This is a genomic window from Lascolabacillus sp., from assembly GCF_028696275.1.
GTDB lineage: Bacteria > Bacteroidota > Bacteroidia > Bacteroidales > Dysgonomonadaceae > Proteiniphilum > Proteiniphilum massiliensis.
On the sequence record NZ_JAQVHI010000029.1, the window covers coordinates 1 to 26,804 of the forward strand.

At 37.3% G+C, this 26,804-nt stretch carries 19 protein-coding genes; 1 reads left to right on the top strand and 18 read right to left on the bottom strand.

Annotation, left to right across the window (positions count from 1 at the left end; all coding sequences use genetic code 11):
• Nucleotides 1-97 precede the first annotated feature (97 nt).
• From PHO43_RS07645 to PHO43_RS07695, 11 genes are all read right to left on the bottom strand, one after another.
• On the bottom strand, nucleotides 98-1,705 hold the full coding sequence (locus tag PHO43_RS07645; protein ID WP_288011791.1) for an efflux RND transporter periplasmic adaptor subunit: 1,608 nt from the start codon (nucleotides 1,703-1,705) through the stop codon (nucleotides 98-100).
• Nucleotides 1,706-1,720: 15 nt separating this feature from the next.
• Nucleotides 1,721-3,199: a TolC family protein gene (locus PHO43_RS07650; protein ID WP_288011793.1), complete on the bottom strand. Its 1,479-nt coding sequence runs from the start codon at nucleotides 3,197-3,199 to the stop codon at nucleotides 1,721-1,723.
• Nucleotides 3,186-7,037 (bottom strand): efflux RND transporter permease subunit, encoded by a 3,852-nt coding sequence (locus PHO43_RS07655; protein WP_288011795.1) that lies wholly within the window; start codon nucleotides 7,035-7,037, stop codon nucleotides 3,186-3,188. The genes PHO43_RS07650 and PHO43_RS07655 overlap by 14 nt, the downstream gene beginning before the upstream one ends.
• A gap of 177 nt (nucleotides 7,038-7,214) precedes the next feature.
• Nucleotides 7,215-7,634, bottom strand: a complete 420-nt coding sequence (locus PHO43_RS07660; protein ID WP_045089912.1) for an HYC_CC_PP family protein — start codon at nucleotides 7,632-7,634, stop codon at nucleotides 7,215-7,217.
• Nucleotides 7,635-7,702: 68 nt separating this feature from the next.
• Complete coding sequence (locus PHO43_RS07665) at nucleotides 7,703-8,881, bottom strand: TolC family protein (RefSeq protein WP_045089911.1); 1,179 nt, start codon at nucleotides 8,879-8,881, stop codon at nucleotides 7,703-7,705.
• 102 nt (nucleotides 8,882-8,983) lie between these two features.
• Nucleotides 8,984-9,829: a metallophosphoesterase gene (locus PHO43_RS07670; RefSeq protein ID WP_082057378.1), complete on the bottom strand. Its 846-nt coding sequence runs from the start codon at nucleotides 9,827-9,829 to the stop codon at nucleotides 8,984-8,986.
• A 23-nt stretch (nucleotides 9,830-9,852) separates the two neighbouring features.
• Complete coding sequence (locus tag PHO43_RS07675; protein ID WP_045089909.1) at nucleotides 9,853-11,421, bottom strand: 4Fe-4S dicluster domain-containing protein; 1,569 nt, start codon at nucleotides 11,419-11,421, stop codon at nucleotides 9,853-9,855.
• Nucleotides 11,422-11,510: 89 nt separating this feature from the next.
• Nucleotides 11,511-12,452 (bottom strand): DUF362 domain-containing protein, encoded by a 942-nt coding sequence (locus PHO43_RS07680; RefSeq protein WP_045089908.1) that lies wholly within the window; start codon nucleotides 12,450-12,452, stop codon nucleotides 11,511-11,513.
• 96 nt (nucleotides 12,453-12,548) lie between these two features.
• Nucleotides 12,549-14,459 carry a TonB-dependent receptor gene (locus tag PHO43_RS07685; RefSeq protein ID WP_288011797.1) on the bottom strand — a complete coding sequence of 637 codons (1,911 nt, stop codon included), beginning with the start codon at nucleotides 14,457-14,459 and terminating at the stop codon, nucleotides 12,549-12,551.
• A complete protein-coding gene (locus PHO43_RS07690) occupies nucleotides 14,456-14,857 on the bottom strand; it encodes a phosphoribosyltransferase (protein WP_045089906.1) in 402 nt (133 codons plus the stop codon). The genes PHO43_RS07685 and PHO43_RS07690 overlap by 4 nt, the downstream gene beginning before the upstream one ends.
• 29 nt (nucleotides 14,858-14,886) lie before the next feature.
• Nucleotides 14,887-15,396 carry a hypothetical protein gene (locus PHO43_RS07695; protein WP_053826098.1) on the bottom strand — a complete coding sequence of 170 codons (510 nt, stop codon included), beginning with the start codon at nucleotides 15,394-15,396 and terminating at the stop codon, nucleotides 14,887-14,889.
• Between the two features lie 212 nt (nucleotides 15,397-15,608).
• Here PHO43_RS07695 and crcB point away from each other — a divergent pair, with 212 nt between their 5' ends.
• Nucleotides 15,609-15,983 (top strand): fluoride efflux transporter CrcB, encoded by a 375-nt coding sequence (gene crcB, locus PHO43_RS07700; protein WP_045089904.1) that lies wholly within the window; start codon nucleotides 15,609-15,611, stop codon nucleotides 15,981-15,983.
• A gap of 301 nt (nucleotides 15,984-16,284) precedes the next feature.
• Here crcB and PHO43_RS07705 read toward each other — a convergent pair whose 3' ends face one another.
• From PHO43_RS07705 to PHO43_RS07735, 7 genes are all read right to left on the bottom strand, one after another.
• On the bottom strand, nucleotides 16,285-19,674 hold the full coding sequence (locus PHO43_RS07705) for a 3-keto-alpha-glucoside-1,2-lyase-like domain-containing protein (RefSeq protein WP_288010121.1): 3,390 nt from the start codon (nucleotides 19,672-19,674) through the stop codon (nucleotides 16,285-16,287).
• A gap of 12 nt (nucleotides 19,675-19,686) precedes the next feature.
• A complete protein-coding gene (locus PHO43_RS07710) occupies nucleotides 19,687-20,940 on the bottom strand; it encodes a Gfo/Idh/MocA family oxidoreductase (RefSeq protein ID WP_045089902.1) in 1,254 nt (417 codons plus the stop codon).
• 193 nt (nucleotides 20,941-21,133) lie between these two features.
• Nucleotides 21,134-21,895: a sugar isomerase domain-containing protein gene (locus tag PHO43_RS07715; protein ID WP_045089901.1), complete on the bottom strand. Its 762-nt coding sequence runs from the start codon at nucleotides 21,893-21,895 to the stop codon at nucleotides 21,134-21,136.
• 81 nt (nucleotides 21,896-21,976) lie between these two features.
• Nucleotides 21,977-23,146: an MFS transporter gene (locus tag PHO43_RS07720; RefSeq protein ID WP_288011801.1), complete on the bottom strand. Its 1,170-nt coding sequence runs from the start codon at nucleotides 23,144-23,146 to the stop codon at nucleotides 21,977-21,979.
• Nucleotides 23,130-24,110 (bottom strand): ROK family protein, encoded by a 981-nt coding sequence (locus tag PHO43_RS07725; protein ID WP_288011803.1) that lies wholly within the window; start codon nucleotides 24,108-24,110, stop codon nucleotides 23,130-23,132. Before PHO43_RS07725 ends, PHO43_RS07720 begins: the two co-directional genes overlap by 17 nt.
• Nucleotides 24,103-26,403: a beta-galactosidase gene (locus PHO43_RS07730; RefSeq protein ID WP_082057377.1), complete on the bottom strand. Its 2,301-nt coding sequence runs from the start codon at nucleotides 26,401-26,403 to the stop codon at nucleotides 24,103-24,105. The genes PHO43_RS07725 and PHO43_RS07730 overlap by 8 nt, the downstream gene beginning before the upstream one ends.
• A 13-nt stretch (nucleotides 26,404-26,416) precedes the next feature.
• On the bottom strand, nucleotides 26,417-26,804 hold a 388-nt coding region (locus PHO43_RS07735; protein WP_288011806.1), incomplete at its 5' end, for a hypothetical protein.

Here is a 26,804-nt window from a genome sequence, read left to right on the forward strand (position 1 = left end):
GAATTACAGGCAATGAACAAGAGTGTACACAGTGCAAATGTCGCTAATATTACTTTTTTCATTTTGTTACTTTTTTAAATTTGAATTATCTGATTGATTAACCCCTGTATTTGCAGCAAGCAGGCAACGCATCGTAAGTAGACTGATCTGTTTTATATTTATCATTATCATGTCCTGCCTTTGCTACAGCTTTTGCTATCTCATCTACTGATGTTTTTGCAGGATCGAAATTAAGATGCAGTTGCTTCGTCTTTAAATCCCAACTGGCAACACTTACACCGTTTATTGCCATGGCAGCCTTCTCAATACGATCCTTGCACATCTCGCATAATCCCTGTACAGTTAGCATCGCATGCTCTCCACTCGCAGAGGTAGTCTGCATATTGTGTCCTTCGTGCCCTGTAACCGCCCTTCCTGCTGTTTCATTCATCATGCTTTGCTTACCGGACAATTGAGCACTTGCATCAATAATATATGCACCATTTGTAACTATTTCCTCACCGTCAGAGAGTCCGGACAAAATAACATAGGAATCACCAAGAGACGGTCCAAGTTCCACTTCTCGAAGCATAAAAGCAGGTGTTTCAGTATTCTGTTGCTTTACATATATTATAGAGCGCTTGCCGGTCCATAATATTGCTGTCTTAGGAATAACAAGTTCATTATTATATTGTTTAAGTGATGCTTTGATGAGGGCGTTTGCATACATCTCCGGTTTTAGTTGCATACCGGGGTTTGATGTTTCTACACGTACTTTGGCAGTACGTGTGGAAGGATCCAGAATAGGATTGATAAAGGATATCCTTCCCGAAAATGTTTTACCGGGCAGCGACTGAAGGGTGTATTCTAAGCGGTCACCTACCTTAAGGAATGGGAGATCAGATTCGAATGCATCAAACACTGCCCATACCTGGGATAAGTTGGCCACATCGAATAGCACAGTGCCTGTATTCACATAATCGCCCTGGTTTACATTTTTTGAAATAACTATTCCACTTGTGGTGGCAGTTACGTCTATTAGTGGCGAAACCTCACCAGACTGTTCGATACTTGTGATCTGTTCATCGGTAAGCTTCCACAGACGGAGCTTCTCTCTTACTGCTTGTAAAAGACCTGGTTGTAAATCTTTCATCTTTACTGCTTCAATGAGTTCCTGCTGTGCGTTTAGTAGCTCAGGTGAATAAATAGAAGCTATGGGTTGCCCGCGACGTACGCTTTCTCCGGTAAATGTAACATACAACTTTTCTATGCGTCCGCTCACATGTGAGGTCTGTGATTGTGACAATCGCTCATCTACCTGAATGGTTCCGTATAGTCTGACATCTTTAACAGGATTCTGGCGGTTTACTCTGGTAGTCTGTATGTTTGCAAGAGCAATTGCCTCAATGCTCATTTGAATAGCATCAGGATCTATTGCAGCATCACCTGAACCTGATGTTTGAAGAGGTATGAGATCCATTGCACAGATAGGGCAAAGTCCAGGTTCATCCATTCGTATTTGTGGATGCATGGAGCAAGTCCAAACTGTCGGATCAGCTCCGTGATCGTGATCGTGAGCCTCTTCTAAAGTTGATGTTAGTTGTGAAGATTGTTTCCCGTTATTTCCCGAGAAAATAAGCCAGCCTAGGAATATTCCGGCTAATAAAATTAATCCATATCTGAAAAATGGATGATTGCCAATCTCTTTTATTTTATTCTTTTTCATAATATTGAGTCTATTTTAATTGTTTGAAGTATTGAAAGAGCCTAGTTTTCGGATCGAAGCCACTTTCATGTTGTATTCTGCGATAGCTTCTGCTTCTCGCAACTGATAATCCAATAGTTGACGTTGCACCTGAATTACATTGGTGAGATCACTCTTTGCAGTTACAAATTCCTGTACAACAAGTTGATATGCTACACGTGCCAGTTGTGCCTGTTTCTGATACAATGTAATCTTCCGATCAGCATTGTCAAGTTCATGTTTAAGCTTGAACAGTTCTGATTGGAGCATATTAAGTGTGTTGTTATAATTTTCTCTTGCAGATTCCCACATGAAACGATTCTCGCGTTGTTGTGCCTTATACTTATTCCTGTAGATAGGAATAGAGATAGAAAACATGGGCATAATCATATCCATACCACTCATTTCAGGTTTCATTCCAGAATCCATAGATGCAGTTTTGTTTTCTCCAATCAGCATATATTGTAACCCAAGTCCAAGCATAGGATAACTCATCTTTTTATCCATTTCATTTTTTGCACGATAAGCCAGCTCCTCTTCTTCGAACATGCCTAACATAGGATTCCCTCTCTCAATCTCATTAATTGAAACTCTTTCATCAAAAATAAAGGGTACTTTTACTATTGAATCAGGTATAACCACTTCTATTTCAACAGGACGGTTCAACAAAGCATTGAATATTGCTTTCTCTGCAGCTATATCAGAAAGGAGGGTAGTGATATTATTTTCAATTTCAATCATTTCCAGCTGAATACGTAGTACATCTGACATGCCGGGGCTACTGCTCATATCTGCCGACATGTTACTTGCGGAACTGCTCATTCCGGTCATTGATGAGGAATTACTACCTGACATAGCTGTACCTCCCATTGAGCCCATACCTGCCATTTTATTGCCGGCGGATGTTGACCTGTTGTTTTGTGTAACGGGTGGTGGAGTAGGGAGTGAATAGAGTGATGAACTGCCACTTGAAGAGGAAGATATTTTGCGAAGAGCAAGTTCCTCTAGTTGCTTTAGAAGTTGAAGGTTATCACGATTATTATTAATCTGCTCTTTTAATGCAGAGAGTAAATACCACTGTCTATAAACCTCCATATAAAGATTATCCCTTGTCTCCCTGAACTTCTCGTATGACATTTTTGCCATATGAGTTGCCTCAGACTGAGCTGTTTTTTTTGTACCGAACCAAGGAAACATCTGCATAAGTGTGAAATCTGCTATCTGCTGACCTCCTACGATATTCATAGGTTTAAGAAATATACCCATATCTAGTTGAGGGTCTGGCAATGCACCAGCCTGTGATACTTTTTCAAGTGAAGCTTTATAAGTTAGAAAATCAGCATTCAATCCAGGATTATTTCTAGCCGCCACTTCCAAGTAATGTTCCAGTGAATCTGTCTCCTGACCTTTTGCCTTAACTGATAAAAATGTCATTATCAGTATCATCAATATATATTCAAATTTAAACTGTTTCATAACTGTTTATTCTTTTTTGTTCTGATTTCTCTTTTCTTTTAACAACACCTTCTCTCCACCAGCATTGAAGAATTGGAACCACAAACATTGTCATAGACTGTATTATCATACCTCCGAATGTTGGTATTGCCATAGGAACCATAATATCCGAACCTTTCCCAGTTGAGGTAAGTACCGGTAGAAATGCAATTAATGTAGAAGCTGTAGTCATAACTGCCGGTCTTACTCTTTTTAAACCGGCATAAACAACCGCTTCTCTAATCTCATCTTTTGTTTGTGGGTCTCTCTCCAGAAAAGTGTCATGAATAAATGTCCCCATAAGTACACCATCATCCGTAGCAATACCAAACAGTGCGATAAACCCAACCCAAACTGCAATACTCAGATTTACCTGATGCATCTGAAACATATCCCTGATATTTGTTCCTGCAACAGAGAAGTTCATAAACCAGGGTTCTCCGTATAACCACAATAGTATAAATCCACCTGCCAGTGCAACAAATACTCCCGAGAAATGAATTAGCGATGCAGTAACTGATTTAAACTGGAAGTAGAGAATCAATAAAATACTTATAAGACTTATAGGTATAATTATTAATAACCTTTGAGCAGCACGTGCCTGTTGTTCATAATTTCCCGCAAATGCGTATGATACTCCATTTGGTAAGCTAATCTCCCCATTATTTATTTTATCTTGTAATACTTTTTCTGCATCATGTACAACATCCACTTCTGCTTTCCCAGCTATTTTGTCAAAAATCACATATCCTAAAAGAAAAGTATTTTCACTTTGGATCATCTGTGCACCCCTTGTGTATTCAATTTCAGCAACATCTCCAAGTGGTATTTGAGCACCTGTAGCTGTTGGTATAATAAGTTTAGCAAGTTCTTCAGGATTTTCTCTCAATTCTCGTGGATATCTTAGTCTTACAGGATAACGCTCAAGACCTTCAACTGTAGTAGTTAATGCCATTCCTCCAACTGCTGTACTAATTACTTCCTGAAGGTTTGCAACTGTTATTCCATACCTGGCCATATTGTCCCTATTAAGCTTAATCTCTATATATGGAGCTCCAACAGCTCTGTCATAGAATACTGTAGATGGTAATACCGATGGTACATCTTTTAGAGCATCTTCGAGTATTTTACCTGCCTCTTCTATTGATTCAAGATCAGGACCATATACTTTAAGTCCCATTGGAGCCCGCATACCTGTTGACAACATAACCAGACGTGCATCAATTGGTTGTAATTTTGGAGCAGAAGTCATTCCCGGCAAATGAGAAGAGTTCACAATCTCTTGCCATATATCATCGGGTCTTTTAATATGATGACGCCACTGTCTGAAATATTTACCATATCTGGATTTTATTAAACTGTCTCCGGGAATAACTCTGAAGGCATCCTCATCAGGGTTATATGTTGTTCCGTCAATAAGTATAAACTCTCCTTTACGATTTGTTTTAAACCGTTGACGGTGACCATTTTCATCAAGTATGTATTCAGGAATATAGTTGATTGTATTTTCGAACATTTGAGTAGGTGCAGGATCAAGTGCCGAGTTTACTCTTCCCCATTTTCCAACAATCGATTCCACTTCAGGTATATTTGATATGCGTTTATCCAGTAAAGCTATATACTCAATATTTTGTTCTATTCCAGTATGCGGCATTGTGGTTGGCATTAATAGGAAGGATCCTTCGTTGAGACTAGGCATGAATTCCTGACCTAATCCCGGGAATCTGTTAGAGGCAGATTGCCAGAAACCTGTCTTTCTGAAAGATTTCCAGCCAACTGTTTCAAAACTTTTTGCAACTACTGAAAAGGTTTTATCGAATCCAAGCCAGATAACAACACCTAATAATACTGTCACAATGGGGATAGCCATGAATTTCCATCTGTTGGCTAAACTCCATCTAAGAATTGTTTCGTAATATATAACAAGTAACCATAGAATTCCCAGCACAGCAGAAATAATAAAAACTACAAATATAAAATTGCTGAACAACCCTATATCAGTTCCCAATGGAAGCCATTCAATAGTTAACAGATAAGATACTGCAACAATAGCAATGGCAATATTTATAATATTAACGGCTTCCCTGTCAGGCCATATATGTGATAAAAGATTGTTTATTCCAAAAAGTAAAAACACTGTATACAGAACATTACCAGTAATAATGATTAGTGCTATACCACCTGCAACCATAATAATGTTGCTTACCTTTTTAACCTTTTCAGAAGTAATTTTAAAAGAAAAGAAATAATATATAAGAGTAGGAATTACTGTTATTCCAAGAATAAAAGATATTACTATGGCAATTGTTTTTGTGTAAGCTAGGGGACTAAACATCTTTCCCTCCTGAGCTTCCAGAAAAAACACGGGAAGGAAGCTAATAACAGTGGTTATAAAACCAACTAGAATTGCACTTGATACTTCACTTATGCTTTTATGAATCAGGTCGATGAATGGTTTGCCTTTTAGCTTTTCTTTGTTTTCAACCATCTCCATATTTCGGATAGTACTCTCTACAAACACTACGCCAATATCAATCATAACTCCAATAGCTATGGCAATTCCTGAAAGGGCAACAATATTTGCATCTATTCCCATATTGCGCATCACTATGAATGTAAATAGAACGCCAACAGGTAATATACTTGAGATAACAATTGATGCTCTTAAATTTAACACCAGTACTATCACTACAATTATGGTAATAAGTATTTCCAGAGACAGGGAGTTTTCGAGAGTACCAATTGTTTCATGGATTAATCCTGTTCTATCATAAAATGGTACAACAGTAACCTTTGATACTGTTCCATCTTCAAGCGTTTTCTGCGGAAGTCCCGATTCAAGTTCAGCTATCTGATCCTTAACATTATTAATAACCTCAAGTGGATTTGATCCGTATCGTGCCACAACAACACCGCCAACAGCTTCAACACCCTCTTTGTCGAGACCACCGCGACGAGTAGCTGGGCCAATGTTTATAAAAGCTACATCTTTAAGTTTTACGGGTACTCCTTCACGTACAGTAACAACAGCCTCCTCCAGGTCAGAGACACTTTTTATATATCCTAATCCGCGCACAAGATATTCAACCCTGTTGATTTCAACAGTTTCTGCTCCTATATCAAGGTTACTGTTCTGAATTGCATACATCAGATCCATTAAAGTTATATTATAAGCTCTCATAGCATCTGGATTAGCTTCAACCTGATATTCCTTTATGAAGCCTCCTATTGAAGCTACTTCGGCCACTCCTCCAGCAGATGCAAGGCTATATCTTACCTGATAATCCTGTATAGATCTTAGCTCTGCCGGGTCCCATCCTCCGGTTGGTTCACCAGTAACAGGATTGCGACCTTCTAGTGTGTACCAGAATATCTGTCCCAAAGCTGTAGCGTCTGGTCCCAAGCTTGGTTGAACTCCATAAGGCAATGTTCCCGCTGGAAGTGAATTTAACTTCTCAAGAATTCGTGAGCGACTCCAATAAAACTCAACGTCTTCTTCAAAAATCACATAGATGAACGACATTCCGAACATCGAGGAGCTACGGATAGTCTTCACACCCGGAATCCCAAGAAGTGAAGTGGTAAGCGGATATGTTATTTGCTCCTGGATATCTTTGGGGGAACGACCCATCCACTCTGTAGAAATGATCTGCTGATTATCTCCAATATCAGGAATAGCATCAACTGGTACCGGATCTCTTGGCAGAATACTGTGCCAGTTAAATGGAGCTACTGATATTCCCCAAATGATAATTACTGACAGAAATAGGATAGTAACCACCCTATTAGTCAGGAAATACTTTATGATTTTGTTGATCATAGAATATATTTGTTAATAAGTTTATTATGATTGGTTAGGCTGAAACTATAAAACAGTGATAGGTCTATAGTGTTTTCTGTTTGTATATATTTTGATATACAGAATAGAGTCTATTGTATACAGCTTTTTATGGGTGAAAAATTATTACCCATGTCTTAATACAATACTCTTGTATAATCAAATACGGTAGATACAGATGTAAGTAAGGATACTCACATCTTCAAGGTAAAGACCCTTAGGGGGAAATTTTAATGAGGTTATTGATGAATCCGTTTCCGGCTCATAAGAAGTTATCTGATTTGTCAAAGTAAAACCTAAAATATCAATTGGAACTGGGGTTATCCTTGTGACAAGCTGCTCGGTTTTATTTTGAAACTCATCTGTTGTAAGTTTCATCATTTCTGTTTCACAACAAAAATTGCCTGTAATTAAAAGATCATGACCATGAGAATCTTTGCAACAGAAATTTTGATTTCCTTCTGATTGAAATATTTGAAGAGATCTCAGTTCATCATTACAATAATGCATAGCAATTATTGGTTGAATTGCTGTAATCATCATTGCGATTAGCAGATATATGGATAATATTCTCTTCATTTTTTTTATCTAATCATTGCAAAGTTATAGGATTTAAATATTCAAACAAAATAAATATGAATTATTTCTCACAACGCAATGGCAGATAACTCAGCTTCTGCAAGTGCGTAGTCTCTTTCTACCTCAAGCATATTATTATAAGCATCATAATAGTTCTCTATCTGCATCAGATAGTTTAGTAATGTAATCTCACCAGCTTCCAGAGCTTTTCTTAAAATAGGTACACTATTATATGTAGAAAGCGCCTGGCGATATTTTAATGCAGTTTTCTGCAGATCAACACTTTTAATGAAAAGGTTTTGTAGTTTGATGTAATACTGAATTTTATTATCCTCCAGTGTAGTTTCATTATACACTATATCTGCTTTGGCCTGCTTAACACTATTCTTGTTTTCCCAAAGAGGTATTGATACTCCTATAGTAACTCCCTGTAACTTTTGTCCCAAAATTCTCTCATCAACATAACCTGCAGATAATTTAGGTAAAGATAGAGCCTTATTGAGTTTTAACTGTTGCTTGCTTATTTCAATCTGTTTGGTCAGATATTGTAGAATTGGACTCATTGACTCTGCTTTGAGATACCATTCATTGAAATTTGCAGGTAGTGGAGATAGGATAAATACTGTTGATTCATACTCAATTTCTTTTCCTCCATTCAATGTTTTCAATTCATTTAATAAAGACTTCCTCTCAATATCAATTTTTTCTTTCTCATTTATACAGGTTAGAAAATCCATATAAACCTGATTTCTCTCCAGAATGTCAATTTTCCCTTCGTCAAACATTCTCTGATATGATTCTGCAATCTCCTCTGCTATCTTAATCCTATTTTCATAATCTTTTGATAGAGCATTGTAGTATGTGAGATTTATTATTAGCTGTTTTGCCTGCAAAAGCAGGTTTATTCTTTCTGAACTGTATAATAGATCAAGGTTTTGATTCTGCATATTAGAAATTTTATTCCTGTGTCCATATGCAGTAGGGAAGTCCATCGACTGTGTAATTGCAAATGTACTTTCGTTACCAATCTCAATAGGAGTACCCCATAAATGAGTATATTCTACTTCAGGGTTTGGTAAGTAGATACCAGACTTATTTCCTAATTTATGAGCTTCAACCTGTTTTTGTAATGACAAAAGGGTTGTGTTATTTGATTCTATTTCATGTAAAATATGCTCCATGCTGTTTTGAGCATAGCTTACTATAGATACCATTAATATGAGAATTGTTAACCCATTTTTTTTCATCTTATACCACTGTTATAATTATTACAAGTACAAAAATATGGAAAGTATAAGATGAAACAGGACTATTAGAATACAAATTACATTGTTTAACAATTAAATATGTCAAGGATTCAAATTAATGTATTTTGTATTTATAATACCATCTTTTAACTCAATTAATCTGTATCCAGGTTCTGCCTTACCTAATGGTCGCCCTGCAGAATTGGTCGTGATCATCAAAATACCATTATGTTCAGCTTCTGCATTGTTATGTAAATGTCCGGAAAAAATAGCATCCACACCATACTTTTCAAATAGAGTGAAGTATTTTAATCTCTCTTCCTTACTTTGGTTTGAGTAAGTGATATCTTCTTCAAAATCATTTATAAAGAAAGGGTAATGTGTAAAAACAATAATCACATCTGACGATTTTGCTTTCTTAAGTCTCTTTTTTAGCCAGCGAAACTGCTCTCTTTCTTCTTTCTTATTCGTCCCAGATTTAATGATGACAGAATTTAATCCTATGAAATATGAATTGTTGTATTCAAATGCAAACCTGTCATTGCCTTCTCCATAATGCGAGAAATAAATATCAAAATCTTCTTTTACCGGATTCTGTCCCAGATCATGATTCCCTGGACTTAAGTAGAACGGAATTTCATTATTCAATCCTGCTGTAATTCTCTTGAATTCTTCAATTTGATTAAGGTCTCTTGAGTTGTTTACAAAATCACCAGTAATTACTACAAAATCAGGTTTTAGTTTATTGATTTGACTGATAGCTTCAGAATATTGTATGGTCTCTTTTTCAAAACCACTGTTTTCATCAAAGAATCCAAACTGCGGATCTGTAATCTGAACTATTCTAACTGTTTTATCCTGGGCTATAGAGTGGAAACTATATAGTCCCATTATGAAAATCAGAAAGTGAAAACTAAACTTTTTTCTTACAATTCTTACAGTTGACATAACTCTTTCTGCGTTATTATATTTCAGAAGCCGAAATCATCAATAACAATCTCTTCAACCTCCTCGTGTTTTATTTCGATAGTATTATGAATATCTAATCCTTCTACATAAATTGCTTTGTATGGTATGGCTGGACAAACATACTCGCATCCTCCGCAACCTACACAAATAGATTGATCAGTTTCAGGAATTGTTAGGTGATCCTTATAGGGTACCATATGAACAGCCTGAGTAGGACAATGTTCCGAACATGCTCCACAACTTGTTTCATCGTAATATACAATACAATTTTCTTTAATAAACTGTACTTTACCCATCTGTGTATGGTTTTTCTCCTCAACAGTTAATGGAAGTATGGCACCGGTGGGGCATACATCACCACATACAGTACAGTCATAATTACAGAACCCCCGATCGAAATATAGTTTTGGCTGCATAATTCCACTAAGTCCATATTCCAGTAGTGCAGGCTTAATTACACGTGAAGGGCATTTACTAACACATAAATGACATGAGATGCATTTTTCGCGCAGGTGATCAAATGAAAGTGCCCCTGGAGGTGCAATTGGAATTTGTCTTTTAAGCTCTCTTTTTGGCAGAATATCTCCTGAGACTTGCTGTGCGAGTAGTCTACTTGCTGCAAGACTGGTAACCAGAGTTGCTGAAAGAAAACGTCGCTTAGACTCATTAACACTATTAACAGATGTTTCGGGAGATATAGCACTAACTTGTTTTTTTGATTTAGGAAGTAAGCTCTCTTTAACTTTACTGAAATCTGTAATATTATACTTCATAGCATCACGCTTACAGACTTCAATGCAGTTGAAGCATGTAACACATCTGCTGTAATCGATATCTTTATTCTTAGAGTCTATGCAAGATGCTTTACACTTCATTGAACAGAGTCCGCACATATTGCACTTTTCATTAACAAATTGAACTTTGAAAAGTGAGTACTTGCTAAAAAAGCCGAGTGTAGTACCAACCGGACATATTGTATTACAGTATGTTCTTCCACCTTTCCATGCCAAATAGCCGATTACAAGCAGAGTAATTAACGCTATAATCATTGAGGAGACGCTTAAAGTATAGATGCTTACTTTGTAAAAAGAATAATTGCCAAATGAAGTGAAGATTGTTTCAAGAAGATTGTTTCCAGCCAGATAGGCGGGCTTGAAAATATGAGTTGCAATTCTGCCATAAGCACCGTATGGATCGAGAAGACCAACTAAAAAGTTTAAACTGGCAATAAAAGCGACTACCGTAGCTCCTAATACACTCCATCGTAAAATGTTTTTTGCCTTACTGTAATTGTATCTCTTTTTTTTACTGTACTTCTTAGAAAGCCATGCTGTAAAATCCTGATATATCCCCATTGGACAGATAGAGGAACAATAAACTCTTCCAAAAAGCAAAGTTAATAGTAATAGTGCAATAAGTACGATTGCATTCAACGAAAGCAACGCAGGGATAAATTGTATCTCAGTCAGAAATTTTAGTCCTTCAGGTAAGAATCCTCTGAAATCCAGGAAATAAAGAGTTATAAGGGCTACAATTATTACAGATAGTGTAACACGAATTTTTTTTAGCATGCTTATTTCATCTATTTAAATACATTTATGATAACCCGATTAATTATCGGGTTATCATAAATAATGAATCAATTAACTTAAGATTAAAATTAAATCCTAACTCTTCTGATATTCAGTTTATCCAGCTCCATGGTTCCCAGGCCCAACTGCTGAGCTTTTGCTATATGAGCAACATTCTCAAGTGGCATTTCGCGTGCCTGATTAAAGAAATTTGCAGCAGCAGTGTCAACAGCTACAATGTCCTGAGACATGAACAGACCTTTTGAAAGCACTACATCAGAAAGGGATTTACCTCTTGGTCCACTAGTTTTCATTAGTCTATAAGCATCCACTATATTCAGAACGGGTCTTTTTTCATAAGTACATATATCTGCAATACATTGCTGTAAATCGTTTGCATGGAAAAATCCCCTGTCCCAAACTATACCCATATAGTTTTTCATAGAAATAGTAAGCTGTGCTCCACCATGATTTTTTAATACTGGTACATTTATCCACTTGTCACTGTCTACAATAGCCTGATGAATCTTCGCACTCTTCAGGTTTCTGCCTTTTGGTATTGAAACTGTTTTATAATAAGACTCCTGATGTGCAGGTAAAACTTCAGCTCCAGCTCTTTTAGCAGCTTCTTCTATTCCGCTGTTAGCATAAGATTTGCGCCAATCGTCGCAAGTATGATCAAATACCCTCACCTCAGAAGCACCAGCTTCAAAGCAATGTTTAATGATTTCAGCAACAAGCTTAGGATTAGTATTCGCAGCCATCTCAACTGGTTGGTCCCAACCAATATTGGGTTTAATGCAAACTTTATCTCCTTTGTTTATGAAGTTTTTCATACCCCCCATCTCCTCAATTGCCTTGCGAAACATAGCTTCAGGTTCTCCTCCCATTACTGCAACCAGATCATACTTGGCAGTGGCATTACTGGTTTGGAAAGATTGTGAAAGTATGCTCATGGCATCTGCATCCTTCATTGTTGTAATGGCAGCTCCTGTTAGAGCTACTGAACGTAAAAATTTCCGTCGGTCCATAATATTTAATTTTTTCGATTTTTCAGTTTTCATTTCTGATAATCTCAAATGGAGTGTTTTAAACACCCTATTAAGTCAACATTTTATATTTATTATCTATAAATCGATCCCTATTCCCGCGAAAACAGTAGCACCCGGCATAGGATATCCTATATTTATTTCATATTTTTCACCAAGCAAATTTTCTCCTCTTACAAATATATTCAGCCATTCAAGTGCCTTATAATTAACCCTGGCATTCCATAACCAAACGTTTTCTGTAACCGGTTCAGGTCTTACAGCAGTATACAGATTTCCCAAATATTGCACACCGGAAGATATTTCCCAATTGCCGATATTATAATTGGCATTCACGTAAAACTTATGTTCAGGAGCTCCAATTATTTTGTATGTCATATCAAGCAGACTGTAATTGGCAGATAATCTTAATTCCTCTGATATATTATAGTTAGCAGTAAGTTCAAACCCTCTGTTTTCAACTTCTCCACTATTTACATTCAATGGTCTTCCTTCAACAATTTGAGTCTGAATAATATTATCACCTTTGATATAGAACAGGTTAATACCCAGACTGATTCCGATTTCCGGGAGCATCTGAAGCAGCGATATTTCATAGTTCATAAGTCGCTCCGCCTTCAAGTCAGCATTTCGTGGAGGAAACATATACAATTCCCTTATAGTAGGATTCCTGAAACCTTTGCTTAAAATCCCTTTTATCGAAGTATAAGATGTAGGTGTAAAACTTAATCCAAGTTGAGGTACCCATTCAGAACCGTTTAGTTCATGATGATCAAGTCTGATACCCGCGTTAAATGTCAGTCGTTCATCCATTACTGTTTGCTGAACGTTCAGATAAACAGCTACATTGTTTAAGTGTATATCTACCTGAGTAGAATCTCTTGCTGGTTCATTGGGAAATTTGGTGATTGCTTCACCTCCAAAGCGCTGCAGATCTATACCTGCAGTTGTTTTGTTTCCTTCAAAAAAACTAAATGACTGGTATGCTGAAGCACCAAACATCTGGTCGTTTGATCTAAAACGATAATCAGGTATAAAACTTGAATAATCGTTATAGCCGTCATTAATGTTGTGAGTGCCAAAATTATAGAATAGCTTTACTGCACCTGAAGTATTGTCATAGTTATTTTCTAAAGAAGCAGATGCTACACCACGCAGGATGTCAGCATCATTATCAATAATCGGACTTGTAACAGTTCCAGGGTTAGAACTTAATGATTTTGAGAGGTTGACGTCTATAAAACTATTCCAATTGTCTGTGAAATCATATCCGGCTTTAATATAGCCGTTAAATTGTTCAAAGTCCATGTTTTCTCTGTGTCCGTCTGAATGATTATAGCTCAGACTACCATTAGTATAAAATTGACTTTTTCTAAATCCACCCGACAGTTCAGCACTCAGAGTATTATAACTTCCATAAGAAAATTGTGCTGACTTGTGACTTCCATCAGACTCCTGTTTCCTGGTAATTATATTTATTACCCCGCCCATTGCATTTGACCCATATAATACAGATGCGGGACCGCGAACGACCTCTACACGTTCGGTCATCATCGACTGGTAACTGTCTGCCAGTGGGTGACCCATTAAGCCCATATACTGAGGGTGACCGTCAATAAGTACTAAGACACCTGAAGTTGGTGAGCCTCCAATCCCTCTGATGCTCATTCCTCCTGCAGCACCGGCAGCAACACCATAACCCATCACACCACGTTGTGAGATAAAGAGTCCGGGCACCTCTTCAGCTAATAATGGAAGAAGCGAAGGTTGTAACCTTTGTGTAATCTTATTTCCTGATACAACCGAAATGCTCATAGGTACATTCCTAAGATTTACTTTAGGCATTGTACCTGTAACAACGATATCATCCAGTATGATGGTATCATTTAAACTGTATGATTCGTCAGAATCAATAAAGTAACGAACACTACTATACAGCGGAGATAACAGTATACAGATGAAAAAAAATAAGAGAGTAAATATTCTCATATTATCCAGGGGAATTTGAAGCACGCTTCGTCGTATAGTGAATAGTCAGCCTTTCCGTTTACAGCGAATGTTTTTATTTGCCTGGCATCATGTAAAAGATCGATGGCGAATTTTACAGTCGCCCCTGTTTTAATACGATCTTCAACCAGAAGAATATTTTTATCCCTGTATTCGAAATCTATTGGAGAAATCAATCTAGGTGTATCATACTTAGGTTTCTGGTTGGGGTCACGTAAGTTAATTTTTAATAGATGCATGTCTATGTTCAGTCTCTGATTGATAATAGCAGCGGGAATAATACCACCGTTGGCTATAGCAACTATTATATCAAAAGTTTCGTGAAATTGTATCTCACGAAACCGATGCAGTACTTCTTCAAAAGACTTATTGTTTGTCATTCTACACAATTAAGGCTTTGAAAGTCTGTTCAGACTTTAGCCAATGCTTTTAAAACAAAATAACCTCCTATGAGCTGGATCAACATACCCGGAACACCTATACGGAAATCCTGAACAGCAGCCATGAAGTTTTGAGTCATTGCCCATTCTATACCGGTTCCAATAACCTGATATGTAATTATAGCCAAGAGGATGCCTAATAGCGATACTTTTCCAAAATGCTTAGCAGCCGTTGCAGCAGCTACAGCCAGTATTGCAGATTTGATAATTATTGCAGGTAGAACTGCTGCAGGAGGCATTCCAAATATCAGATTGTTGGCAAGTGGTGAAAGTATTGCAGTGAGGAGTCCTACATGAATACCATACTTATAGGCAGCAATTAAAGTGAAAAAATAAATAGGTAGAAAAATAAATCCACCCTGTGGAACCAGGTGTGCCAGTTGAGGCAACAGAAGGTTACCGACAATAAATACCGTTGCAATAAGGTAAGTATTTGTGTTATTTAAGCTTAGAGAGTAAAGTTTAGCGGTTGTAGCCATAGCATGTATTTATTATGTTGTTAAATTAAATTCCTGTGCCATCATTTAACGTAGGTTACAAATCTATGCATAAAAAGTCGTTTAATACCGAGATTAGCTGTTATTTTTTATTTAAAAAAAGCAAAAACATTCTTGTATTTAGCAGTTAATATTTTTTTATTGTTAAATATACAGATTTATAAATAACTTTGCAATCAACAAACTACACAAATATGTGGAAGGACATAATATATGTTGGAATAGGCGGGGGTATTGGGAGTATATTCAGATTTATTGTATCCCGTGTAATAATCAGATTTGTAAACCAAGAGTGGATATTTACCGGTACTCTTACAGTTAACATTACAGGTTGTTTCCTTATCGGTTTACTTTCAGGATGGATGCTTTCACATCAGCCGGAGAATCAGTTGTTTCGTTTGCTATTTATTGTAGGATTCTGTGGTGGTTATACTACCTTTTCTACTTTTGCATTTGAGAATTTACGGTTGCTTGAGACCAATCAAAGGGGCTTATTTACATTATACACCTCATTAGGTGTTGCACTGGGTTTGATTGCAGTATGGGGCGGTATGAAACTTACAATGTAGTTCTGTAATATCTGATTCTTATATATATTAAATTTAATTCAGTGTTTAGTCTGATCTTAGTTTTCTATTAAAGAACATTATAAGGCGATGGTAAGACCATGGTAAGACCTAAGTTAGAATCAGGTTACTTTGTGCTGTAAAAAGTTACAGTATGATTTTAACAAAAATCAATAGGATACAATTTTGACATGATTGAACAAAATCCGAAAGAATAAATTATTACTGATTAAAAAAAACAGGAGAATAGCACATTGGCCATCCTCCTGTTAAACTATAAATTATGAGAAATTAAGTTTGAATTCTATAGCTCCTTGATTCTTATATTTCTGAATTTTACAGGCGAACCATGACCCAGGAAACCTATATGACCTGTTTTGTTTAGCAACCCAGGGTGATCGCGACCATCCAAGGTGCCATTCTTAGAAGCTTCGCGGATATTGCCCTCCAGAATTGTTGTTCCATTAAGAGTAATCTTAATGTTATCTCCATCAGCAATAACCTCCTGATAGTTCCATTCTCCTAATGGTTTTAAAGCCCCTCTTTTTGCTGGAATCACACCATAAACAGAGCCATGAAACTGATACTCTTCGAGATTCTCATAGATGGGTGCATCATTATCGAGAATCTGAAGTTCCATTCCTACATATGCTGCATCACCCTCCATAGGTGTACGAATTCCTAGTCCGTTATTAGCTCCAGGAGTAAGCATGAATTCAAATCGGAAGACAAAATTGTCAAACTGATCTTTTGTATAAAGATTGCCACCTGATCCTGTTGTTGTAGGATATAAAACAATATTTCCACTCTCTACGGTATAATCTACTTTGTTTCCTGTCCACTCATCCAGATTAGTTCCATCAAAAAGAATTTTAAACCCTTCAGATTCCTCTTCTTTTGAAAGTACAAATGGTTCTGGACGTGGTATCTCTTTAATATAAATATCCCTGTAAGCAACTTTACTGCCATGAGCCTGTAATTCGATCTGCTCAATCGGGAAAATAGGTTGCTTTCTATCCCAGAAGTTCTCCAATATGACATTGTCAGTAACCAGTTCACCGTTAAGCCATACAGATACTCTTTCACCAATCATTCTGATAATGAAACTATTCCATTCTCCCACTTTCTGGTCAGCCAGCTTAAGCGGTTTACTCATATGAACCTGATTGTTATACAGTCCACCTGAGCCAACCTGTGCTCCTACATTAACTCTGGCTGTATCCCACATCTGCACCTGGGGGGTTCCACGAAGATAGATACCTGCATCAGGTTCAGCACCAGGGTATAGTTTCCAGTCGACCAGCATTTCAAAATCACCATATTGTTTTTCGGTACAAAGGTTATCATAACCTTTACCGTCAAATATAATCATACCATCTTCAACTTTCCAGTCCATAGCCATCTGTTGATCAGCTTTAACTTGTGCTGCTGCAAGCTCTTTTGCACTCATTTTAGCTCTCACGATCGGATTAGCAACCAGTCCTTTCCATCCATCAAGATTTTTTCCATTAAATAGAGAAACAAAACCTCCCTCAGTTGGGTTTTCAGAAAGAAATTTGTTGATTGACTGACGTTGATAATCTGCATCAGGATTTGATAAAGTTTCAGCAGCCTTTTTTAATGCAGCAGTTGTGAGTTCACCAGCAAATGCTGGGTCAGAAATACCAATATTCATAACAGTTACTGCGGCAGATTCTTTAAGTTCTGGAATATCCATAAACGGAACAGCAAAAAGCATAGCCTGATACTGACCGGTATTTCCTAATAACCTGAGTATGGTGTTTTTCTGCCTGTCATTTTGAGCAAACTGCATCACTTCTCTTAAATAGAGGTATTTAACAGTTCCAGTTTCATCAGATCTGCGAATCACATTTATTATAGCATCTGTAAACTTCTCTTTCTCCTGATTATTACTGCTTGAACGAACAATATCCAACATAGGATAAATCACATGAAATGATTCAAATTTTGAAAGTGCATCAAACGCAGCATCCTTGTTAGAACCGCTCTCATTTTTATAAGCATTAGTAATTTGACTGATTGCATCAGTAGATCCAATTCCTGCCATTGCGCTATAATACAGATGTCTGTTAGGGGATTTATTCATCATGTCAGTAACCAGTTCAATTTGTTTATCTGATGGCAAACTCTTAAGTGCAGCATTTATTGCTTGCTGGATTGCTGGAACATATTCAGAATCAGATTGCTCAAGAAGAGTAAACAGGTCGTTAAGGTTTTTATCAGTCGAAACATCTTTCAATGCATTGGCTGCAGATGCTTTCACCTCTTTATCGTCAATAAACATCTGGTTATAAACCAAATTATACTGAGCATCCATTTTACGATTAGCGATCAGGTCAAGTACAGCCTTCTTGCCAATAGTTTTTGAGTCATTGAAAACAGATGCTAGAGTATAAGCAATATCACCATCAAAGCTTAAAAGAGCATTTTTTGCTAGTGTAACCGACTCTTCATCACTACTTTTTAGTAGGCCGGCAAGTGCAATTAGTGCATCATCACCGCCAATCTTAGCAAGCGCAATTGTTGCAGCCTTCTGAACCATTTTGTCAGACGAGTTTACATGATTTCTCAAGAGTGACACACTGTTTGTAGTTGGATTTTCACCTAACCATGAAATAAGTGCAGTCTGTACTTGTGGAGATCTGTTTGAGGCAATCTCTTTCTGTATCAGATCTACTGATTTACTATCATTATGGAAAGGATATGTATAAAGTATCCCTGTAAGATATGCCAGGTTACCATCTTTAATGACATTTTTAAGTATACTGGATACATTAGCTGAAGGTTGTTTCAGGAGAATTCTTGTAGCCGCTATCTTCAAATCCTGTCTGTTAAGTTTTGTAGCTGTTTTGATCAATCTTTCAGCCTCCTTTTTAATAGTTTTGGGTTCTGCACTGTTCAATTTACTCAGGAGATTGATATATGATTCAGCAGCATTGTTTTTCTGATAAGCATAATCATTCTTTTCAGCCAGGTTGCGCAGTGTTCTTATTGATTCTTTAGTGCCAAGGTTCCCCAATGCTGTAACAGCTACTTGCTGCATTTTTTCAGATACAGACTCATTAAGCATTTTAAGAATAACCGGTTCAGCCGGACTGTAACCTGTTTGTCCTAAAGCATTAATTATATTCAACTTAATCAGTTCAGAAGCAGAAGAGTTGAGAGAGCTATGCAAAGCGGCATTAGCCTTCGTTGTCCCAATGCTGACAAGAGCTTGAGCTGCAGGATCAGAAAGATATTCGTCATTAAGAAAACCACTAAGTGTTTCAACATCCTCATCACCTCCTATTGTACGCAGTTGACGTATTATATAAGCCTTAGTATCTTTGTCGAGTGGATTACTCAATGCTTTACGGAAAGCAGCTGCAGTAGCAGTACGCTGTGCATCATCCTTAGCTACGTAATGTGTCCAGCCACTAATAGCATATTCAACAGTTTCATTACTACCTTTTCCGGGTGCATGCAGCCTGTTTATCAGGTCTGTCAAACCCTCTTCGCCGGTTGAAACCAGGTCGGCAATTGTCTGATTAAATTTGCCTTGTGTGTCAGCAGGTAGTTGTGCCAAAGCATCGGCAACGATTGTAGCATTTGTTCTTCCCTTTGGCATTTGAGCATACAATCCTGCCACTAAAGAAAAACAGATACCTATTAAAATTATCTTTATATGTTTCATAATATTAAAAAATTAAATAGTCCAAGGTGCACGCATAGGTTGATCTATAAATCTGTTTGCTTCCTCATCGTTTACAAACAATTCCTTAATTGGATCATATTCCAGCGTTCTGTTAAGCTGAAGTGCAACAGCACCCATATTTACTATTGTTGCAGAACGATGTCCGTTTATCTCATTTAGTGCAAACTTCTGCCTGTTGTGTATACATTCAATGAAATCAGTGTTTTGTTCCTTTGGTTCTGGGAACTCAGCAAGTTTCTTTTCCCAATCAGGAATATCACAAACGAAGTTCCTGTATACATTACCATTTGGTCCTGCAATGTAAGGAGTGTCAGGTTCACCATAATCACCACCCCAAAGAACTATCTGACATCCGTCTTCGTAAGTATAAGTAATACTTCGCCATGTTCCTACTGCATCGAAGTGTTGCTGTGGGGCATCAACCTCAACTTTAACGGGACTGGTATTATCCTTTCCCAGTAAGTATTGTACAGGGTCGATATAGTGCTGACCCATGTCACCAAGACCACCGCCATCATAATCCCAGTATCCACGGAAAGTACCATGAGTACGGTGAACATTGTATGGCTTGTAAGGTGCTGGTCCCAACCACATATCATAGTCTAATTCTGCAGGGATTGGCTGCGGTTCCAGATCTGTTTTTCCTACCCAATAGAACTTCCAGTCGAAACCTGTATGCTTACTTATAGTAACTTTTAGTGGCCAGCCCAGCAAACCACTGTCAACAAGTTTTTTAAGAGGTTTTACAGGTGTTCCAAGTCCGTAGAACTGATCTTTGAATCTGAACCAAGTGTTAAGTCTGAAGATATTTCCATGTTGCTTAATCGCTTCCCTAACTCTTTTGCCTTCACCAATTGTACGAGTCATCGGTTTTTCGCAGAAAATATCCTTACCTGCTTTCGCAGCTTCAACTGACATTATTCCATGCCAGTGAGGAGGTGTTGCGATGTGAACTATATCAACATTCTTGTCAATGATCAGATCCCTGAAGTCATGGTAAAGATTGATTTTATCTTTAACCAATGCTGCTGCTTGTGACAGATGATTTTTATCAACATCACACATTGCTACCACTCTGGTATTGTCATAAGGTATGTGGCCGCGCCCCATTCCTCCAACACCAATTATCCCTTTTGTGAGCTGGTCACTCGGGGCAATCATGCCTCTCCCCAATACATGTCGGGGAACAATAGTCAGGAGAGAAACCCCGCCTAATGTTTTTAAAAATTGTCTTCTGGATGTCATAAGATAGTTTGTGTATTAATATATGTGTCTGTTATTATGTATTGATTTTTACAAAAATAGTGATTATTTTTAAAATAGTTAAAGTGTTATTAAAGTAAAACAACCTCTCCCTGCTAAAAAGTGCATAGGAGAGGTTTTATTTAACCTGTTTATTTTATGAGAATTAAGTTTTAGATAAAAACTGTCATAGTCTTTATAAAACCTTCACCCTCTTTTTATATTCAGAAAGCGCATTATCCAGGCGTTCATGAGCAGTTGTATCCCCAGGTAAATTATGTGAAGGGTGTATAAACAATTTTACACCTCTGTCAGCCAGGATCTCAGCAACAGTCGTCACTGTAACCCATACCAACGTTATGAACCCCATCGTAGAAAGTGGTCCCACTTTATCAAAATGATTTTTAAGTGGTACAGAAGCATCTTCCAGAGGTACACACGAATCAACAACAACATCTGCAAGTTCAAACAGATTTTTTCCACAGGAGTGGCGGGATTTTTTACCTTTAGTCTGTTCTGCCGATCCAAAAACAATTACTTTCATTCCTAATTTTTTTGCTTCCAAAGCAACATCAATATTGACTGCATTAATACCGGTATGAGAAAACAGCCATAAACAATCCTTAGAATCAAAATCATAATTTTTCATTACTTCAATTCCATAACCTTCGGCTCTTTCTAAAAATAGGAATTGATGAATTCCCATCTGGCCTTTAATCTGAGTAAAAAAGGTAAGCGGAAGTTCAACAAGCGGATGAAAACCTACAAAACCACCAATACGTGGGTACATTTCCTCTACAGGGATAGTTGCATGTCCACAGCCAAAAGTGTGTACCCATCTTCCTGCTTCAATCGAGTCAGCCATAATCTCAGCTGCTTTTCTTACATTCTCAAGTTGGGTGTTTTCGATATTATTCATCACCTCATATGCATTCTTTAACCACTCTTTTGCTAGCATAATTTTTTAAATTTAAATAGTTACTGATTAGATATTATTATTTATGAATATTTATTTACAGATCTATGATATAGTGCGGGATTATCGCACCACAACAGTTTGATTCGGCTTTTTAACACGATTATAAATCAGAAGTATTATTAAAAAGCATATCACAAGAATTAAAGGATAAACATAAGCACCGCTTTTGTCTAACCAAATACCGGTAACACTGTTTAATATATTATTTCCCAGTAGGGCAAATACCAATGCTATACTGAATGCAGTACCCGACATAGTTGGGTATTTTGTTCCAATAATTCCTAAAACGATAGGGAATGTGGATGCTATGCCAAATCCAACAAGCATCATTCCAATCAGAGAAGTTATATAGACAGGTTGAATCATTAACAGTACTCCTGCAATAGCAACTAAAATACTTATATTAAGAATCCTGTTCTGAGAAAATCTTTTAAGCAAAGAGACAAGTATGAGTCGCGCTGCAGTCAAACTAGCCGTCATCGCCGTTATTGTTAATAATGCTTTTGAATGCTCCAGAAAACCAAAATCGGTAAGGTAGAAAACAGTCCAGTTATTAACCACTCCCTCTATACCACTCTGAAAAAAAAGTATGAAAGATAACAACAGCAAGTCTTGTCTCTTTAATAGTCTGAAACCTGCAGATATAGGGAAGCCCTGTTTCTGTGAGGCTTCAGGGTATTTGATTACAGCACAGAAGATTATAAGTAAAAACATTACAACTCCAATACCTGTAAATATCTGATGTAATGGATAGTTTTTAAGAAAAGCACTAAGTAGAACAGGAATTCCAAGAGCACCAAGTCCATAAAAAGCACCTAAAAAGCTAAGCATTGAGTTTCTTTTTGTGTCTTCATAGATTACAGATACTAGAGCGTTAGTCTCACCATTAAGGATACCTCCTCCAAAGCCAATAAGGAAAATACTAATCTGAACTAAAAATACACTATCAAGAAAAGCAACCCCTTCTAAACCAGCCAATACCAGTAAACTGCTTAAAATCAAAAGACCCTTATATCCACGCTGATCTACAATTGGTCCGAATATCACCGAACCTATCAACATTCCAATCGGAAGAAAAGCTACCAAAGAAGTCGTTTGAGCAGTGTTAAGAGCAAATTTATCGGATAATATTGGAAGAATCGATCCCAGAACAATTATTGATATTCCGAAGAACGACATACCGATACATGCTGCGATAAATACCTTGATTTTATTATATCTGTTTTCCATACTTAATATGTTTTAATACTAGATATGCTGCTCCTTTTAATCCTGCTTCACCCGAACAACCTGAAGGGAGATACTCTACCTGCTTAATACTGATTGGCTGAGCCCACATGCAAGCCTCCTTATAAATCTCAGGGATCAATTTTACCGCAGGACCAAACACTCCTCCTCCCCAGATTATTTTTTCAGGATTAAGTAAACTTACAATGTTTGCACTTGCCATTCCCCAAAATTGTATTGCCTTGTTTATCACCTTTGTAGCTATAGGATCACTTAAGTAATATGCTTCAAAAATATCTTTGGTTGTTATATCCTCAATAACTTTATCAGAAAAGAAACCTTGGTAATCAAGACTCTGCTTAATGAGTTCTATTGCCCTATTGCAAATACCATTGCCTGAGGCATAATATTCAAAGCAACCGCATTTGTCGTATTCTTCACTATATGGTATCTGCAGAGCCATCCAGCCTACAGACCCTGCAATATCACCAAAACCGTGAAGAAGTTTGCTGTCTACCATAATACCGGCGCCTATACCGGTGCCAACCCCTATGTATACAACATTTTCAGACCCCTTTGCTGCACCTTGCCACAGTTCTCCACACAAGTAGCAGGTTCTGTCTGACTCAATACAAACCTGGATATCGCTATTGTTCAAATATCTTTTTATTGTATTCAATAATGGATATTTGACCCATCCCTCTATATTTGGTGCCCATACAGTTCCATCTTCAGAATATATAATACCTGGAACTGAGATACCTATACCATGTATTTTATTAATGTCTTTTCCTGAATCGCTGATCAGTTTGTCTAATAACTCAATAACCAGTTTACCAGCCTCATCACCATACCTACCATTCAAGTACAATTTAGTGAAGTGGCTCATATTACCTTCTATAGAAAATATTGCACCGGAAATTTTAGTTCCACCTATATCAATAGAAATAATCTTTTTATCACTCATTACGATAAATTTCAAAAACAGAGGCATTTCTGCTATTAACTGATAAGTTTAGCTTTAAGATGTTGCCTCTACTGTTTATATTTTTACTCTCTTCATTAATTACATCCCTCAATGTGAAAATACCATCATAGTCAACTTTAAGATCTATTTCAATAGTCTCATTGTTAACACTATGGTTAATTAGGAAAAGTAAATAACCTTTATCACTGTCTTGAAGTCTTACCTCAATTTGATTGCTGCTTCTGCCATCCTCTGATGTGGTAAACGGGCGTTCAATTTTAGCCCAATTCAAAAGGTTTAAAAAGAATTTATCGTTATTGGGTACTATTTCACTAAAATTTGCCATACCCAAATATGTGCCGGCAAGTATTGCTTCACCTTTACCATATGGTGAGCTAATAATAGCGGGATCTCCTTCAGAGGTTGTAGCCAAAACTTTGGCATTACTATTTTCAAGAAGTTTTACTGATTGTGAATATAAAGAGCCATTTAAAAGATCGCCTGATTTAAATCCTTTAAGTACAGGATGATTATCGCCGTTTATTGTAAATGTAACATTTTCTCTCATTCTCACTTCATCTTCTCTTGCTCCGAAAATATCATGCATACCCAAGCCAGGTATAATTTCTGAAGCAAAACCACGTTCGTCGTTCCATCCAAAACGTGCTTCAGCAAGAATATAACCACCATTACTTACAAACTCTCTTAGTTCCTTTGCTGCCTCTTGAGTGAACATTATAGGGTAGGGCAGAATTATGAGTTTATATTGTGAAAGCTCTCCTTTTTCGATATGCTCCCTATGGATGAAATCAACAGGAACGTTATGATTAGCAAACGACTGAAAGTATCCAATTAGCGACTGACTCATAGCAGCGGGGTAATCTCTGCGTTGCATTCCTCCTACCATTTGAGTTAATGGATTATACACGATCCCAACTTTAGCTTTAACCGGTATACCCTTCAGGAAAAGCTCCTGATTTTTGTTTACAACATCAGCAATTTTACCGGCATTAACAGAGCGTTCTGTTAATGTTCCATCTAGATTAATTAACCCATAACCACCGGCCTCGTAGCCTGTTGACATAGGATAGTATGCATAAATATTTACACCTTTGGCTCCTTTTGCAATTGCTGACCATGCCCATATTGAGTGATCATTAGAAGTTACCGGATCACTAATAAGCAATGAGATTGTACCAAGTCCTCCTTGTAATTCACCAACAAACCAACCTCCATTCTCGCGGTTTGCACTTCTTGTAAAATCCATCACCGTACGTAGAGTTGTTGTTGACCATGCACCTTCGGGTCTATTATGTTTTGGATAAATAGAAACACCATAATAATCCAATGGTCGAGCCATCAGAAAATCATCCGTTGCACCTGCTCCAACGTGTGGCGACTGAAAAAGAGATGCACCAACAGCATGTGCAGTTATCAAACTGGTATGATCAATTTCTCTTATAGCATCATACCTTGCCTGCATATCCCCAACAAGTTTTTCATAAATGAAGGTCTTCCAGTCAACAAAGTCTGTATAGCTGAGTATTGTACTGAATCTGGGTGCTTCTACCTGATTCCAGTCAGTAAAATTACGATACCATGCTTTGTTTAAATTATCAAGAGTCTGATATTTTTCCTTTAGCCATATCCTGAACCTATTCTGAGTACCATCGCAAAAACAGAACTGGATGTTTGGAACATAATCCAGTGAAGCCCAGTTAATAATATGAGGCTCGCTCCACAGGTCCCATCCAAACAGGTTTGGGTATTTATTGGCTACCTTTGCTGTCTCTTTATAAAAGTTCAGAATAGCATCTTCAACCTCTTTGTTATCCATACATGCACCGGGTGCTGATTGTGGCACAACGATATCACCACTTTGAGCCTCAAAAAGTGCATGCGGAAAGTTGTGAGCCACCCAATCAGGAGCCGAGTCAACATATACTTGAATAAAAACTCTAAGTCCGACCTCTTCAGCGAGTGTCATAAGCAGTTCCAGGTTCTCAAAGTTGTATTTTCCAGGTTCTGGTTCACAAGTTGCCCACTCAACCCATGTTCTTACAGTATTAAATCCCAGATCTTTTATCTGTTGCAGATCTTTTCTCCACTCTGCTTCAGATGATTCTGTTATCTTACTTAACATTGGTGCGCGCGCCTTTCCTCCACTGTACCACACTGAGAAGGGGAAGAAATCTTTTTCAATGTTCACATTATCACTTTTAACCTGTCCACTCATGGTTAAGGTTGAACTAAATACTAATAAAACTAGTATTAAAAAACTCTGTATCTTCATTATGATTTTAAATTTAATTTAAATATTTATATCCTTTTCTTTTAAATCTCCAGGTCCACCCTGTGTTTTTTGCAGCTCCTGCACCATCTTGAAATAGTACTAGTTCATTCTCGTTAAGTATTTTAATCTGGAAAGTGTCTTTATAAGCATGGTCCATTCCGGGGAATATATCTTCGACTATTGTTAAAGTCATTTCTTCTGGATTAAATAAAAACTCACTGACTTGTGGTTCATCACCCGGAGAATTTACTACAGTCAAAAATAATTTGTCATCTATTTTTTCAAAGAATAATTCCGATTGAAAGCCATCTTCAGATACAACACCATCAGCTATTGGCAGCCACCATATTTCGTCCCATGCATACGGTGCTGAAAGGAACCAGTGAAGAGTTCCATTGCTA